Origin of the sequence: Pantoea sp. K16, assembly GCF_048452805.1 — a bacterium.
Taxonomy (GTDB): domain Bacteria; phylum Pseudomonadota; class Gammaproteobacteria; order Enterobacterales; family Enterobacteriaceae; genus Pantoea; species Pantoea agglomerans.
In genome coordinates this window covers 111,919-124,136 of record NZ_JBLWNV010000005.1, presented here as the reverse complement: position 1 = coordinate 124,136, position 12,218 = coordinate 111,919, and the positions used below count along the sequence as shown (strand labels likewise).

The window sequence follows — 12,218 nt, the reverse complement described above, 5'->3', positions numbered from 1 at the left end:
ACAGTCCGGGATCGAAATGGCCCGCAGCACATAGTTTTAAGGCCGCAGGCGTCGAAGTCAGTCTGGTCACCGCCAGCGCACAGCTTCCGGAGCGTACTGAAGTACGTAAGGAAAGCGAGCACTGCCGGGGACAAGAATGGCAAGTAAGCCAGGCCCTTAGCACAGAGTTTATACAAGCGGCTTAAGTGCCGAATACTGATGGGCAAAGCCCACGCCGCGACGAAGGCAGCGGCAAGAATTAAATGCCTTTACTGCTATTGTTGGCTCGCTGCCGACCGACACCAATCTAATTTAACAGAAGTGTGGATACCGTCTTATGGAGCAAAACCCGCAGTCACAGCTCAAGCTTCTTGTCACCCGTGGTAAGGAGCAAGGCTATCTGACCTATGCTGAGGTCAATGACCATCTGCCGGAAGATATCGTCGACTCAGATCAGATCGAAGACATCATCCAGATGATTAACGACATGGGTATTCAGGTGGTTGAAGAAGCCCCGGATGCCGACGATCTGATGCTGAACGAAAACAGCTCCGATACTGACGAAGATGCCGCGGAAGCTGCCGCTCAGGTGTTATCCAGCGTTGAATCTGAAATCGGGCGTACCACTGACCCGGTCCGCATGTATATGCGTGAAATGGGTACCGTTGAACTGCTGACGCGCGAAGGCGAAATTGACATCGCTAAGCGTATTGAAGACGGTATCAACCAGGTTCAGTGTTCTGTAGCCGAATACCCTGAAGCGATTACGTATCTTCTGGATCAGTACGACAAAGTTGAAGCAGGCGAATCACGCCTCTCCGATCTGATCACCGGTTTCGTCGATCCTAACGCAGAAGAAGATATCGCCCCAACGGCAACGCACGTGGGCTCTGAACTTTCTGAAGCCGATCGTAAGGACGATGAAGAAGAAGATGAGGAGGATGATGACAGCTCCGACGACGATAACTCAATCGATCCGGAACTGGCGCGCGAGAAGTTTTCTGACCTGCGTAAGCAATATGAAACTACCCGCGCAGTGATTAAAAGCAAAGGTCGCAGTCATGCTGCCGCCGTTGCTGAAATCCAGAACCTCTCTGATGTCTTCAAGCAGTTCCGCCTGGTACCGAAGCAGTTCGATTACCTGGTAGGCAGCATGCGCACCATGATGGAACGCGTCCGTACGCAGGAACGTCTGATCATGAAGCTCTGTATTGAGCTGTGCAAAATGCCGAAGAAAAACTTCATCACGCTGTTTACCGGCAACGAAACCAATGAAACCTGGTTCAAAGCTGCTCTGGCCATGAACAAGCCGTGGTCTGAAAAGCTGCTGGAAGTGCAGGATGACGTGACACGTTCCCTGCAGAAACTGGCGCAGGTCGAAGAAGAGACCGGTCTGACCATTGAACAGGTCAAAGACATTAACCGTCGCATGTCGATCGGTGAAGCCAAAGCACGTCGCGCCAAGAAAGAGATGGTGGAAGCTAACCTGCGTCTGGTTATTTCGATTGCCAAGAAATATACCAACCGCGGTCTGCAGTTCCTTGACCTGATTCAGGAAGGTAATATCGGCCTGATGAAAGCGGTAGATAAGTTTGAATATCGCCGTGGTTACAAGTTCTCAACCTATGCGACCTGGTGGATCCGTCAGGCTATCACCCGCTCTATCGCCGACCAGGCGCGTACCATCCGTATTCCGGTGCATATGATTGAGACCATCAACAAGCTCAACCGTATTTCACGCCAGATGCTGCAGGAGATGGGCCGCGAACCTACGCCGGAAGAGCTGGCTGAACGTATGCTGATGCCAGAAGATAAAATCCGCAAGGTGCTGAAAATCGCTAAAGAGCCGATCTCTATGGAGACGCCGATTGGTGATGATGAAGATTCACATCTGGGCGATTTTATCGAAGACACCACGCTGGAGCTGCCGCTGGATTCTGCTACCTCAGAGAGCCTGCGTTCTGCGACCCATGACGTGCTGGCTGGCCTGACCGCGCGCGAAGCGAAAGTGCTGCGCATGCGTTTCGGTATCGATATGAACACTGACCATACGCTGGAAGAAGTGGGCAAACAGTTCGACGTTACGCGTGAGCGTATTCGTCAGATCGAAGCCAAAGCTCTGCGTAAACTGCGCCATCCGAGCCGTTCGGAAGTGCTGCGCAGCTTCCTCGACGATTAAGTCAGACAAAAACCCCGGTTCGCCGGGGTTTTTTATGCCTGCCTGTTACTGCCTCTCCCCTGCCCTGCGCAGATTCATTCGCTCCCCGCATGCAGTTCCACATAGAGCTGACGATACGCCTCTACCATCTCGTCCAGAGATGCGCGATTAAGGCCGCTGGGATTCGGCAACACCCACACCTGCGTTTCCCCCATACATATCGGCTGTTTGCCCCATTCGACTTTGTTCTGCTTAAAAGCACGACGAAACGCATCCTTACCCAGAATCGCCAGCGCTGTTGGCTGGTAATCCAGTACCTTTTCCATCAGCCGTTTGCCGCCATCGCGTAGCTCATCAGGCGCTAATTCACTCGCCTGTACCGTGGGCCGCTCAACCAGCATGGTGATGCCGCAGCCGGTCTCCGTTAAGCGCTGCTCCTCTTCCGGCTTCAGTTGCTGCTGGGTGAATCCCGCCAGATGGATGACTTTCCAGAACCGGTTGCCGGGATGCGCGAAGTGGAACCCCTGATGGGCGGTTGACTGACCCGGGTTAATGCCACAGAACAACACATCAAGACCGGAACTGATGATGTCGCGGATCGCGTGTTCACTCATGCCGCCACCTCCAGCGTACGCTGCTTCAGCGCATCGCGGCTGCGTTGCAGCATCTGGCTGGCCTGCTCAGCATCCGGACAGGCGCGCGCCAGCGCCAGCGCACCAACCATCTCTGCCAGCATGCTGGAGGCCAGCGCTTCCGCATCGGGCAGCCTCAGCCCACGCAATATCTGCGTCAGGCTGCTGTGCATCGCGTTAAAGCCCTGTGCGAAGATCTGCCGTGTCGGCTGTGGAAGATGAGCTACTTCACTCACCAGAGCGGCTAATGGACAGCCCTGTGCCGGCGCATTGCGATGCGCCTCGGAAAGATAGCTATCAATAAAATCTGCCAGCTGCTGCGCTGGCTGGGTCACGGACTCCGCGGGCTTTAAGGTATCGGCTTCAGCAAACATATGCTTCAGCACCTCCTCAACCAGCTCCTCGCGTGAGGTAAAATGCGCATAAAAACCGCCGTGTGTCAGCCCGACCCGCTTCATCAGCGCCGCTACACCAATTCCTTCGGTGCCGGTTTCACGCATCACGCGCGCCGCCTCATCAAGGATACGCCGCCGCGTATGCGCTTTGCTGCTCTGCTTCTCCATCTCATCTCCTGCGGTGTCTGCTACGTAGCGTCTGGCTATTATAGTAATTATTACGGTCATCATATTCCAGCTTGACGACAGATATGATGATCGTCATATTGATGGCTATTATGACGACCATCATACGAGGAAAAAGAGATGTCACAATCAGGCACAGCTTTAATCACCGGCGCATCCAGCGGTATCGGTGCGACCTATGCAAAACGACTGGCAGCACGCGGTTATGATTTGATTCTGGTCGCACGCGATCAGGGGCGGCTCACCACCCTGGCTGACGCACTGGCAAAGCAGCACGATATTCGGGTGACGGTTATGGCGGCTGACTTAACGCACGAGCAGGATCTGCAACGCGTGGAGTCGGAACTCGCGAACAACGCACAGATTACGCTGCTGCTGAACAACGCGGGCATGAACGTTGAGGGTGAGTTTCTGGAGGCGGACATCACACGCATTAACACCATGCTGGCGTTAAATATTCTGGCACCCACCCGTCTGGCACAGGCGGCTGGCCGGGCTTTCAAAGCGCGCAGTAATGGCATCATTATCAATATCGCATCGGTGCTGTCGCTGGTGCATGAGATGTTCAACGGCGCTTATAATGCCACTAAGTCTTACGTACTGACTCTGACGCGTGCGATGCAGCGTGAACTTGCAGAGAGCGGCGTGCAGGTACAGGCAGTGTTACCCGGTGCGACCCGTACGGAGATTTTCGACCGCGCAGGCCAGTCTATCAATGAAATTCCGGCTGAAATGCTGATGGACGTTGATGAGATGGTGGACGCCGCGCTTGCCGGACTCGACAGCAAAGAGACGGTAACCATTCCGGCGCTGGAAGATCTGCAGATGTGGCACGACTACGATCAGGCACGTGGCACGATGGTTCCCCATCTTTCGCGGAATCAATCAGCATCCCGTTATCGTCAGCGCTGAGTCAGCCGTCAGCCCTAACGACTGCAGTCCGGTTTCACTAAAGGCACGGAGAAGCATGATCCGTGCCTGTTTGCGACTTCGGGATCGCGGTTCGCCAGATTTGTTATAGAAATCAGCAGGTAAATCACTGCTGCTTATTTCAGCAACCGGTGGCTGAGTGCTGGATTGCCCTGAAGAGATACTTTATAATCCCCGCTCCGCTGGCCCCTTAGCTCAGTGGTTAGAGCAGGCGACTCATAATCGCTTGGTCGCTGGTTCAAACCCAGCAGGGGCCACCAAATTTAGTGATGTAAATCATGCAGTTAAGCCACCTTTTGAGGTGGCTTTTTTGTTTTCAAAATCTACTATTGGCAGCAAAATGGCAGCAGGATTTTATCCTGCTCGGTCTTATCCCTCCATTAGGATCCATGTAATGGTCTTTTCGGTACATATCATTCAGCCTTAAATAGGGATCATAAAGGATAAATGCACTTTGTTTGGGTCATTGCGGATATCAAGAATGATGCTTAATTAAAGTAAGACCTGCACTTCACAGTGCAAAAAAGAAGCAAATTTTAAATGTCGTTCCTATATCATATCAATATGAATTATGGAGAAGTTAATGGAATGGTTCAATCGAATGGTTCTTGGATTACCTCCGAGAGCAAAAGATCTAAAAGAATTAAAAGAAAGCGCCCCTGAATTATTCTCAAACGAAGATTCTTTTCCAGTTACACCTATAATCTATCCATTCATTCATCATTTCTATTGGAATACTCACGAATTCAGAGAATTAGTTAAAATTTGGGTTCAGAGTTATAAAGAGAATGCAGAAGAGCGTTCTGAAGAAGGATACTGTGATCATCTATACTGCCTAAGAAAGAAAGTAATTTCTGACGCCGAAGGCTATATGCAGATGATGACGGTTGCTGGGGGGAAAGGTCGCAACCCGCCAGCTAAATCCTTTTTTGATTTAATTAATAAAACAAAGATTAAGAATACAAATGTAGTACGTGTTATTTTGACTGACCCATTTATCTACACAGATGTCGGTCAAACCGGTGAAGGTGGTGGATTTAGCAACTTGCTAACATTGCTAGAAAACTTAAATAACTCCACCCAATCAACATTCGAGCTGCAACTTACACCACAAAACAATGTAGAGAAAAAAGACAGATTTGAAAGTAGCATTAAGCAAAAATTTCCTAACTGTACGGTTTCAAATCACAATAACTCCTCAACATTTCATGACAGATTTATTTTTGTGCAGTATGCGAATGGAGAACATAGGGCGTGGTATGGGCCATCCTTGAATGGACTAGGTAGCAATTCAATTATTATATTTGGAGATCTCATTGACAATAACGCAGTAACACAACTCTCAAAAATGTTATTGTAATTTAAATTATTCAGTTAAGCACTATAGATTATCCATGATGGAAAATATAAATAGCATTAAAAAAACAACATTAAAACTTAAGTTAGTGTAGATTTACCTATAATAAAAATGAAATTTTTAAGCCCGTGAATTTCGGGCTTTCAAGTTGCAGAAATAATTTATAACCACAGCGGTTGCTGCTGATTTCTTCTCGGATGCGGCGGCACAGGTTTAACTCTACCCGGCTTCATAATGATCTCAGACACAGTTTTATGGGACTTAAACGTGCAGCTGCAATTAATATTTTAGCACTGGTTATAGCGCTCTTTAGTCGTTGCTGATACTTGGAAGCTGCTGCGTGTATGTGCGACATTTCCGCACAAAGGGCAATTCATCATCGCGTTGTCTCCATAACCCAATTGAGATAAGTGATACTAAATTAAACCACTTTGAGATAGCCTTATTCCATTTCAAGTGAGCCTATTTTCACTTCAAGTTCGATACTGGTCGTATATCCGCTGTCAGCACTCAAGCTATGGATGATCCATTCCCCCGCATCAATCTGCTGCTTGAACCCGCTGACCTTCACCGGCATTTCTGTATAAAGATCTGCGCGCCCCTTTGCCAGCTAAATGGAAAACGTCGCTGCACCGCGCTGCAGGCGTTCCCACTGCATTTTTGCTGCCCGCTCTGCATTGCCTCGGTTTGCGTAAGTGCGGCTCAGTACCAGCACGTTTTCATCCGTGCCGATAAGGTAATCGCCCTGTTTCGCCTCCGGTTCCTTTTTCTTCTCCACATTGGTTTTACGTCGCCTGCGCTTCACCTTCGCCACTGGTTTTTTACCGGTTCACGGGTATGCAGCCAGCTGGCTATTACGCCGGTGTAGGCGTCGCGGTCTGCCAGGGTGAAGCGGTGGCTGTCTCCGTCCCTGCGCTGAAGGGGATTACCGGCAGCGCCTTGCCGCTTGCCGTTTTACCCTGACCCTGGCGGATAAACAGCAGGTTACCGTCCTTGACGCAGGCCACCGCACTGTTTAGCCAGCCGTCGCGTCCGCCTTCAGCACGGTGTCAAAGTTGATGAAGTCAGGCCAGATCAGCACCCCTTCACGCTGGCTGAAATTGCTGCGGTAGGCAATCGCCTCTTCAACACTCTTGCAGCCGTAGGCTGACAGGTAGGCGAAGCCGCGCAGGCTCTGCGCCAAGCCCAGAAGTTCGGTGGCGACGGCTTTGGTGTCGTGGCCCGGCACGCCGAGAATGCGGGGTTTTACGCCGCAGACGGACTGCGCGGCCAGCAGCGCCTTCATGCCGGTGCGGTGGCCGTCGGTCATGCCGCCGATGATGTTGGCGGTGGTTTCCGCTTCGGTTTCGCCCTGCGGCACGCGCACGACGACTGTGACGGGTTTGGACTGATCAGCGATGGCGTCCAGTGAGCGCGCCAGCATGCCGGACTCTCCGGTCTTGCCGCTGGTTGTGAGTACGTCGGTTAACAGCACCGGGCGGTTTAGCGGAAAGGTGGCCGCGTAGGCGTCGTCACTGGTACAGACCAGCCCGACAATCGCGGTGCTGACGGTGGTGATGGTTCGCGTGCCTTCCTTGATTTCCTCAACGCGCACGCCGTGCTGATAATCCTGTGCAATAGGGCGGTTCTCCTGTGAAGGGGTTCCGCTATGGTCAGGTCTCAGGGAAGGTAAGTCATGCTGTTGCCATTGTGTTGCAGCTGACACAACGGGCAAATTACATTACCCGTGGTGAGGCAATCAGAAAAGCCAGCGTCCTGCACGGGCTGACTCTATGAACATTCTTATGGTCAGAGGCTTTTTATCCTGTTTCACGGGCGCGCGTGAGAACAGCGACGGGGTTTTCCAAGGGAAATAAGCGGCAGTACTGAAGCCTGATAGCTCTACGTTGAAGTCATGGAAAAACTTCTCCGCCATCTCTGCAATATCATCCGCTTCGTACTGCTCCTGCAGAATATCATCGTCGCCGACTTTAATTTTCTTTAACAGGAGCGTCGTCACTAGCGGCAGCTCACGCAGAATGAAGTCACGCACCATATCAGGGGTTACTGTCATATTATTCACCAGATTTTATCCTCCGGGCGCACAATCAGGTTATAGCGATGGACGGTGTGAAAACTGATTTGTGCGACATCTTTTGCCAGAATCACCCATCCGACAACGGGCACGGCCCTGCCAACGAACGCCCCCAGATTATTTACCCAGAAAATCTTCAGTCCGCGAAGGCTGAAAGATTTGGCGGTCAGGGTTGGCAGAATGCGGCGCCGGAATTTGTATGACAGGTGTTTGCGGAAAAAGAGCGATGCAACGGAAGTGCCGGGAGTTGCAGTATTAGGCTTGCCCGGTACGTCGATATTATTGTTGCCCAGAATTAGTCCCGTAACGGCCACAATATCCTGCACGCCCAGCTGTTTTTGTGTCTCATCAACCAGCACCCAGAACAGCAGTTCCTGCGGCGTCAGATTCGGCAAATCATTGAAATAATAGGTATCATCCAATTGCTCTGTTGTATCCATGCCTGCAAATCCCTTTCGTCAAATGGTTAACGGATTTTAACTTTACCATCACCGCGGTAGGTTGTTAATCCGTTACCGGTTTGACCGTCAGGCGGGCTTTTCGGGCCAGCTGATGTCCGGTGCTCCTGACACGTCAATGGCCTGCACGTACTTCATCCAGACGGAAAGCGTGACCTTATCTGCATCGGTGATGATGCCTAACAGCAGCTGCGTCTGCCAAGCTTGGGTAATGCCGTTTGCCTCGCTAACGCGCGCCGCCTTTTCGCTGGTCGTCGCGTCAAGCCGCGACTGCTGCTGTGCATCGCTGTCAGTCACGCGCATCACCGCCCGTAAGACTCACGTCGCACGCGGCGCATGGCGGCCTGTTCATCCGCCGGATAAAGCGCAATCAGCGCCTCTTTGCGCTCAGCCAGCAGCGATTCAAAGTCCGGCACCTCAATAATCTGCGGTGCGGGCAGCTGGGAAAGGTCAATTACTGCCACTGTTCACCCCCGTTGGTACAGACATAGCAACTGGCGAAACGTCATCCCGCTGGCCGGTCAGCTCAACCACCATAGAGCCGTCAAAGTCGCTGGTAAGGTTTACGGTGCTCAGCCTCACGCGAGGTTCCCAGCGGCTGATGGCGACATACACCGTCGCCATTACCTGCAGGCGGATCACGTCGTTCTGTGGCTGGTCAATCAGCACCGACAGCAGCGAGCCGTAATCACGCCGGGCGATGCGGCTGCCTTCCGGGGTGATCAGGATGTCGCGCACGCTCTGCCGGATGTGTTCAATGTCGGTAATGGCTTCGCCGGTGCCGCGGTTCATGCCGAGGTACATCATTGCGGGCCTCCTGACATATCGGTGCCGATCTTCACTTTGTTGTGTAAGTGCTTATCAGCAATCACGCCGTTAGAACTCATTGAGCCACCGCCGTGTGTAACGTTTCCGTTCATCACCGTGTCGCTTTTGATCCGTGTCTGGCTGGCGTCTATTCCCAGCGCGTCGGTGATCAGCAGAATGCCGTCCGCCGCTTCAATGCGCACGCTCCTGATGTTCTTAATCAGCAACTGGCCCGTTTCCGGTTCGTACTGAAACCAGCCACCGTCCTTAAACACGGTGGTGGTGCCGTCTTCCGAGTAGTCGGGCGGCGGGAAGGCTTCGGAATAAATGGCAGGCAGCGCAAAGGCGGTTTCAAGATTGCCGCCCAGGCTCAGCAGCACAACCTGTTCCCCGACGGTGGGCTGCCACCATGTGCGCGTATTACCGGCGCGCAGGGTAAGCCAGTTAATCCAGTTGGTTTCAAGGTCGCCCGTTTTCACCCGGCATAGCCAGTTCACCGGATCAACTTCGGACACGGTGCCGGTGCGGATCAGGTTGGTGATAAGGCGCATAATTTCGGTGAGTTTGTCATTCATGAATTCATTATGCGAAGATGTTGTGATAGTACTAAGCACACACAATTGTGCTAGAAACCACACAAGGAAAAAATAATGGCTATAAAAAAAATGGAATCAAAGTTATTAACATTTGAATTTAAAAACGATGCATTGCAAGATATTAAATGTAACATCGAAATTGAAGATGATTCCCACTGGAATAAAATACTTGTCACTACCCTCGATAGCTCTATTGTGAAATTTCAAGATATGAAAGAAGGCCGAGTCACCATATCTTCTAAAAACTTAAGTGGCGACTCCTTTAAGAAAATTGAGTTTTTGGGTGTGTCTATTAGAGGCTTTGAAATGAGCTGGGGTGACGTAGCCATTGTTAGGTTTACAATGTATCCTAAAGAGGTTTTTGTTACCCAATCTTTTGATGGCATAAAAAGAAAACGCATAGCAACACTCAACTATTACATTAACAAAACCCCCATGTTTTCTCCTCGGATTATTTGTTCTCCCGATGAGCATGGTAACGTCAAGCAAAAAAAAGGAGAAGTGCTGACTTTTGAAACAGCTAACGGTGATGTAATAAAATCTGATACTTTATTTACTTATCATTCTAAAAACGGTCACTTTGAGTCTGATCAATATCAAGTATTAACTACAAAAATTCGCAAGACCAATCTTATAATCAATAAAATAATTTGCGACATCAATCCTCATGTTGAAGATATCATGTTAATGATGTCGTTCTTACAAGATAGTAAGGTTCATAGTGTTAACTGGAGGGTTCAGTACAGTAATAAGATGACATGGCATTATAAAAGTAATAACTTCAAGGCTCACGATATAGATAACCATAGGTACAATGAATTAATTGATAGAGTTTATATTAAAGATTTTATGAGCGTAGCATTAAAGAAATACCACACCTCTTCTTTTAGGAAAGAAATAAAGAACAGCATTAGCTCATTATCAATAAGAAAAAAAGGTTATGTTGAACTTACATTTTTGTCTTTTTTTCAGGCCTTTGAATCGTTGGTTCTTTCTTATAAACGCAGTAACGGATTGGAGTTTATAATTGACAAGGCCACATTTGAAAGTCTTAAAAAATCAATAGCTGACACTATCAAGGCAGAACTTCCGCTATTGAAAGTTCAAAGAGGGAAAATAAAAAACAAACTCAATGAGCTTAACAGGCTATCTCTAAAGGAATCAACCGAAATGTTCCTTACTGAATTTGATGTAAGAATAGAGGATGCGTGGCCTTTATTTGATAATAAAGCACAAGGTGTTATTGGGTTATCTACTATCCGTAATGTACTAATACATGGTGACTTATTACCTTCAGATCAGCTAATCAACATTGCAATTGCACTGGAGCATTTACGTATAATTTTATCAAGATGCATTTTTTGCATTTTGGGCTGGGATGTATCCAAAACCAATATTAGCGAGGAATTCCTATTCAGAAATCATAACCTCTTTGACCCTAAGGTGCGGCAATCTTCAATTATGGAAATTAATGATTACTTCAAAACTAAAAATAACTAATAGCTATATTAGCTTTCATTCAGCCAAAGCATTAAAATTTCCTGAACTTTTCTTTGTACACTGTCATCTACACCCAAAAGTGCGCGCTCCGCATATTTCACCACCGGCCCGCGACGGCTTACCCTGTCGCGCAGGCCGTAGTGATGGACGCGGGCCAGCTTCTGAACCCCCGGAACAAAGGCAACCTCTGCGGCGTCTGCGCCTGCTTGCGCCTTGAGATATTTTGCCGTTTTCAGCTTCGCGAACATGCCGCGACGGATGCGCCCCTTTTTGCTGCGGGCGCTGACGCGGCGCGGCTCCCATGCGGTGCCGTCCGGGGAACGTTGTGCTGTGATGTTTGCCTGCTGAATGCGGCGCACGTCGTGTGCCACCTCGCGCAGCATCTTTTTCCGGGCTGCCGGTTCCAGCTGTGAGAGAAGCGCAGCCAGCCAGGCATCCACTTCATGCAGTTCAGCCATGCTTCACCGTCCAGAATTCCTCCGGCGCGTCCGGCTCCGGCACCGCTTCGATATGTGCCTTGCCGTTCTCAACCGTCGCTATCACGCGCTCGGTCAGCTTCAGGTCCATGCTGATGTCACAGCGGTCATTTGCCAGAATATCGACCTCAAACGAAAACAGCTTTTCGCGCGCCTCGCTGTTCTGCATCGCGTCGGGCTGATTTTCCCGCAGCCATAAAAGTACCGGGGCCATCAGCAGATTCTGGTCGCCGGTGAAGTCGGTGATCACCACGTTCAGCGTGTAGCGATACTCCCACGACAGGGACGCGGCGGACGTGGCGACCAGCTGGCCGCTGTCTACGAACAGGTGCAGGCGGTCAGGGTTTTCGGCAACGTAGGGGACCGGCTTATTCAGTGCGCTGCGTAAGGACTGCGGCTTGTTCATCGTCTTTTTCCTGACAGCTGATGATGGTATCCACCTTACCGGCACATGCCACCCAGGCGGCCTCGATTTCGTCCAGCAGGGCTAGAAGATCTCCGTTAGTGCGCGGCGCTGCCGGGTCCAGCTGGCAGCGTGTTATTTTCGGACAGCCACTCACGGTAAGATTCACCTCCTGAGAGGGCCGGTCGCTGGCGCAGCCGGACAACAGGATCAGGCAGAGTGGTATCACTCCAGCGGCGCAGGTCTTCATTTTCACGTTTCAGTTCC

14 protein-coding genes, 1 tRNA gene and 4 pseudogenes are annotated in these 12,218 nt (G+C 50.5%); 5 read left to right on the top strand and 14 right to left on the bottom strand.

From position 1 onward, the window contains the following. Positions 1 to 316 precede the first annotated feature (316 nt). Positions 317 to 2,158, top strand: coding sequence for an RNA polymerase sigma factor RpoD (gene rpoD, locus ACK13D_RS08265; protein WP_010699749.1), 1,842 nt, complete (start codon positions 317 to 319; stop codon positions 2,156 to 2,158). Between the two features lie 74 nt (positions 2,159 to 2,232). Here rpoD and mug read toward each other — a convergent pair whose 3' ends face one another. Beyond that, the gene (mug, locus tag ACK13D_RS08260; RefSeq protein WP_418796134.1) at positions 2,233 to 2,751 is read right to left on the bottom strand and encodes a G/U mismatch-specific DNA glycosylase; all 519 of its coding nucleotides are present in this window, start codon (positions 2,749 to 2,751) and stop codon (positions 2,233 to 2,235) included. Further along, entirely contained in the window at positions 2,748 to 3,332 is a 585-nt protein-coding gene (locus tag ACK13D_RS08255; protein WP_187492539.1) for a TetR/AcrR family transcriptional regulator, read from the bottom strand. Before ACK13D_RS08255 ends, mug begins: the two co-directional genes overlap by 4 nt. Before the next feature lie 138 nt (positions 3,333 to 3,470). Here ACK13D_RS08255 and ACK13D_RS08250 point away from each other — a divergent pair, with 138 nt between their 5' ends. The 3 genes from ACK13D_RS08250 (at position 3,471) to ACK13D_RS08240 (ending at position 5,640) form a co-directional block, all read left to right on the top strand. Further along, positions 3,471 to 4,262, top strand: a complete 792-nt coding sequence (locus tag ACK13D_RS08250; protein WP_418796132.1) for an SDR family NAD(P)-dependent oxidoreductase — start codon at positions 3,471 to 3,473, stop codon at positions 4,260 to 4,262. Positions 4,263 to 4,464: 202 nt separating this feature from the next. Further along, positions 4,465 to 4,540, top strand: a tRNA-Ile gene (locus ACK13D_RS08245). Between the two features lie 323 nt (positions 4,541 to 4,863). Next, complete coding sequence (locus ACK13D_RS08240; RefSeq protein WP_418796130.1) at positions 4,864 to 5,640, top strand: hypothetical protein; 777 nt, start codon at positions 4,864 to 4,866, stop codon at positions 5,638 to 5,640. A gap of 158 nt (positions 5,641 to 5,798) precedes the next feature. On the opposite strand, the pseudogene ACK13D_RS08235 reads toward ACK13D_RS08240, so the two are convergent. The 9 genes and pseudogenes from ACK13D_RS08235 to ACK13D_RS08195 all read right to left on the bottom strand — a co-directional run bounded on the left by ACK13D_RS08235 (position 5,799) and on the right by ACK13D_RS08195 (position 9,551). Next, positions 5,799 to 6,017 (bottom strand): annotated as a pseudogene (locus ACK13D_RS08235) (ogr/Delta-like zinc finger family protein). A gap of 62 nt (positions 6,018 to 6,079) precedes the next feature. Then, positions 6,080 to 6,647, bottom strand: a pseudogene (locus ACK13D_RS08230) (contractile injection system protein, VgrG/Pvc8 family); the annotation flags it as partial. Between the two features lie 11 nt (positions 6,648 to 6,658). Beyond that, positions 6,659 to 7,255 (bottom strand): annotated as a pseudogene (locus tag ACK13D_RS08225) (phage tail sheath subtilisin-like domain-containing protein); the annotation flags it as partial. Between the two features lie 120 nt (positions 7,256 to 7,375). After that, complete coding sequence (locus ACK13D_RS08220) at positions 7,376 to 7,699, bottom strand: DUF1493 family protein (RefSeq protein ID WP_418796129.1); 324 nt, start codon at positions 7,697 to 7,699, stop codon at positions 7,376 to 7,378. Continuing rightward, positions 7,696 to 8,151, bottom strand: coding sequence for an STM2901 family protein (locus ACK13D_RS08215; RefSeq protein WP_418796127.1), 456 nt, complete (start codon positions 8,149 to 8,151; stop codon positions 7,696 to 7,698). Before ACK13D_RS08215 ends, ACK13D_RS08220 begins: the two co-directional genes overlap by 4 nt. Before the next feature lie 87 nt (positions 8,152 to 8,238). Next, positions 8,239 to 8,466 carry a tail fiber assembly protein gene (locus tag ACK13D_RS08210; protein ID WP_418796125.1) on the bottom strand — a complete coding sequence of 76 codons (228 nt, stop codon included), beginning with the start codon at positions 8,464 to 8,466 and terminating at the stop codon, positions 8,239 to 8,241. Between the two features lie 32 nt (positions 8,467 to 8,498). Beyond that, positions 8,499 to 8,633, bottom strand: a pseudogene (locus ACK13D_RS08205) (baseplate assembly protein); the annotation flags it as partial. Further along, positions 8,620 to 8,976, bottom strand: a complete 357-nt coding sequence (locus ACK13D_RS08200) for a GPW/gp25 family protein (protein WP_418796123.1) — start codon at positions 8,974 to 8,976, stop codon at positions 8,620 to 8,622. The pseudogene ACK13D_RS08205 and the gene ACK13D_RS08200, both read right to left, overlap by 14 nt. Beyond that, on the bottom strand, positions 8,973 to 9,551 hold the full coding sequence (locus tag ACK13D_RS08195) for a phage baseplate assembly protein V (protein WP_418796121.1): 579 nt from the start codon (positions 9,549 to 9,551) through the stop codon (positions 8,973 to 8,975). The genes ACK13D_RS08200 and ACK13D_RS08195 overlap by 4 nt, the downstream gene beginning before the upstream one ends. Positions 9,552 to 9,626: 75 nt before the next feature. On the opposite strand from ACK13D_RS08195, the gene ACK13D_RS08190 reads away from it, so the two are divergent. Then, the gene (locus tag ACK13D_RS08190) at positions 9,627 to 11,072 is read left to right on the top strand and encodes a hypothetical protein (RefSeq protein WP_418796120.1); all 1,446 of its coding nucleotides are present in this window, start codon (positions 9,627 to 9,629) and stop codon (positions 11,070 to 11,072) included. An 8-nt stretch (positions 11,073 to 11,080) separates the two neighbouring features. Here ACK13D_RS08190 and ACK13D_RS08185 read toward each other — a convergent pair whose 3' ends face one another. From ACK13D_RS08185 to lysC, 3 genes are read right to left on the bottom strand one after another with little or no spacing between them, the layout of a single operon-like run. Next, the gene (locus tag ACK13D_RS08185) at positions 11,081 to 11,530 is read right to left on the bottom strand and encodes a phage virion morphogenesis protein (protein ID WP_418796118.1); all 450 of its coding nucleotides are present in this window, start codon (positions 11,528 to 11,530) and stop codon (positions 11,081 to 11,083) included. Beyond that, positions 11,523 to 11,954, bottom strand: coding sequence for a phage tail protein (locus tag ACK13D_RS08180; protein WP_418796117.1), 432 nt, complete (start codon positions 11,952 to 11,954; stop codon positions 11,523 to 11,525). The genes ACK13D_RS08185 and ACK13D_RS08180 overlap by 8 nt, the downstream gene beginning before the upstream one ends. Beyond that, on the bottom strand, positions 11,917 to 12,201 hold the full coding sequence (lysC, locus tag ACK13D_RS08175) for an Rz1-like lysis system protein LysC (protein ID WP_418796216.1): 285 nt from the start codon (positions 12,199 to 12,201) through the stop codon (positions 11,917 to 11,919). Before lysC ends, ACK13D_RS08180 begins: the two co-directional genes overlap by 38 nt. Positions 12,202 to 12,218 lie beyond the last annotated feature (17 nt).

What these genes read in the sequence shown, in the direction of transcription:
- ACK13D_RS08215 (WP_418796127.1), bottom strand. Translation starts at nt 8,151, where the DNA reads ATGGATACAACAGAGCAATTGGATGATACCTATTATTTCAATGATTTG.
- ACK13D_RS08190 (WP_418796120.1), top strand. Translation starts at nt 9,627, where the DNA reads ATGGCTATAAAAAAAATGGAATCAAAGTTATTAACATTTGAATTTAAA.
- rpoD (WP_010699749.1), top strand. Translation starts at nt 317, where the DNA reads ATGGAGCAAAACCCGCAGTCACAGCTCAAGCTTCTTGTCACCCGTGGT.
- ACK13D_RS08255 (WP_187492539.1), bottom strand. Translation starts at nt 3,332, where the DNA reads ATGGAGAAGCAGAGCAGCAAAGCGCATACGCGGCGGCGTATCCTTGAT.
- ACK13D_RS08250 (WP_418796132.1), top strand. Translation starts at nt 3,471, where the DNA reads ATGTCACAATCAGGCACAGCTTTAATCACCGGCGCATCCAGCGGTATC.
- ACK13D_RS08200 (WP_418796123.1), bottom strand. Translation starts at nt 8,976, where the DNA reads ATGATGTACCTCGGCATGAACCGCGGCACCGGCGAAGCCATTACCGAC.
- ACK13D_RS08185 (WP_418796118.1), bottom strand. Translation starts at nt 11,530, where the DNA reads ATGGCTGAACTGCATGAAGTGGATGCCTGGCTGGCTGCGCTTCTCTCA.
- lysC (WP_418796216.1), bottom strand. Translation starts at nt 12,201, where the DNA reads ATGAAGACCTGCGCCGCTGGAGTGATACCACTCTGCCTGATCCTGTTG.
- mug (WP_418796134.1), bottom strand. Translation starts at nt 2,751, where the DNA reads ATGAGTGAACACGCGATCCGCGACATCATCAGTTCCGGTCTTGATGTG.
- ACK13D_RS08195 (WP_418796121.1), bottom strand. Translation starts at nt 9,551, where the DNA reads ATGAATGACAAACTCACCGAAATTATGCGCCTTATCACCAACCTGATC.
- ACK13D_RS08180 (WP_418796117.1), bottom strand. Translation starts at nt 11,954, where the DNA reads ATGAACAAGCCGCAGTCCTTACGCAGCGCACTGAATAAGCCGGTCCCC.
- ACK13D_RS08240 (WP_418796130.1), top strand. Translation starts at nt 4,864, where the DNA reads ATGGAATGGTTCAATCGAATGGTTCTTGGATTACCTCCGAGAGCAAAA.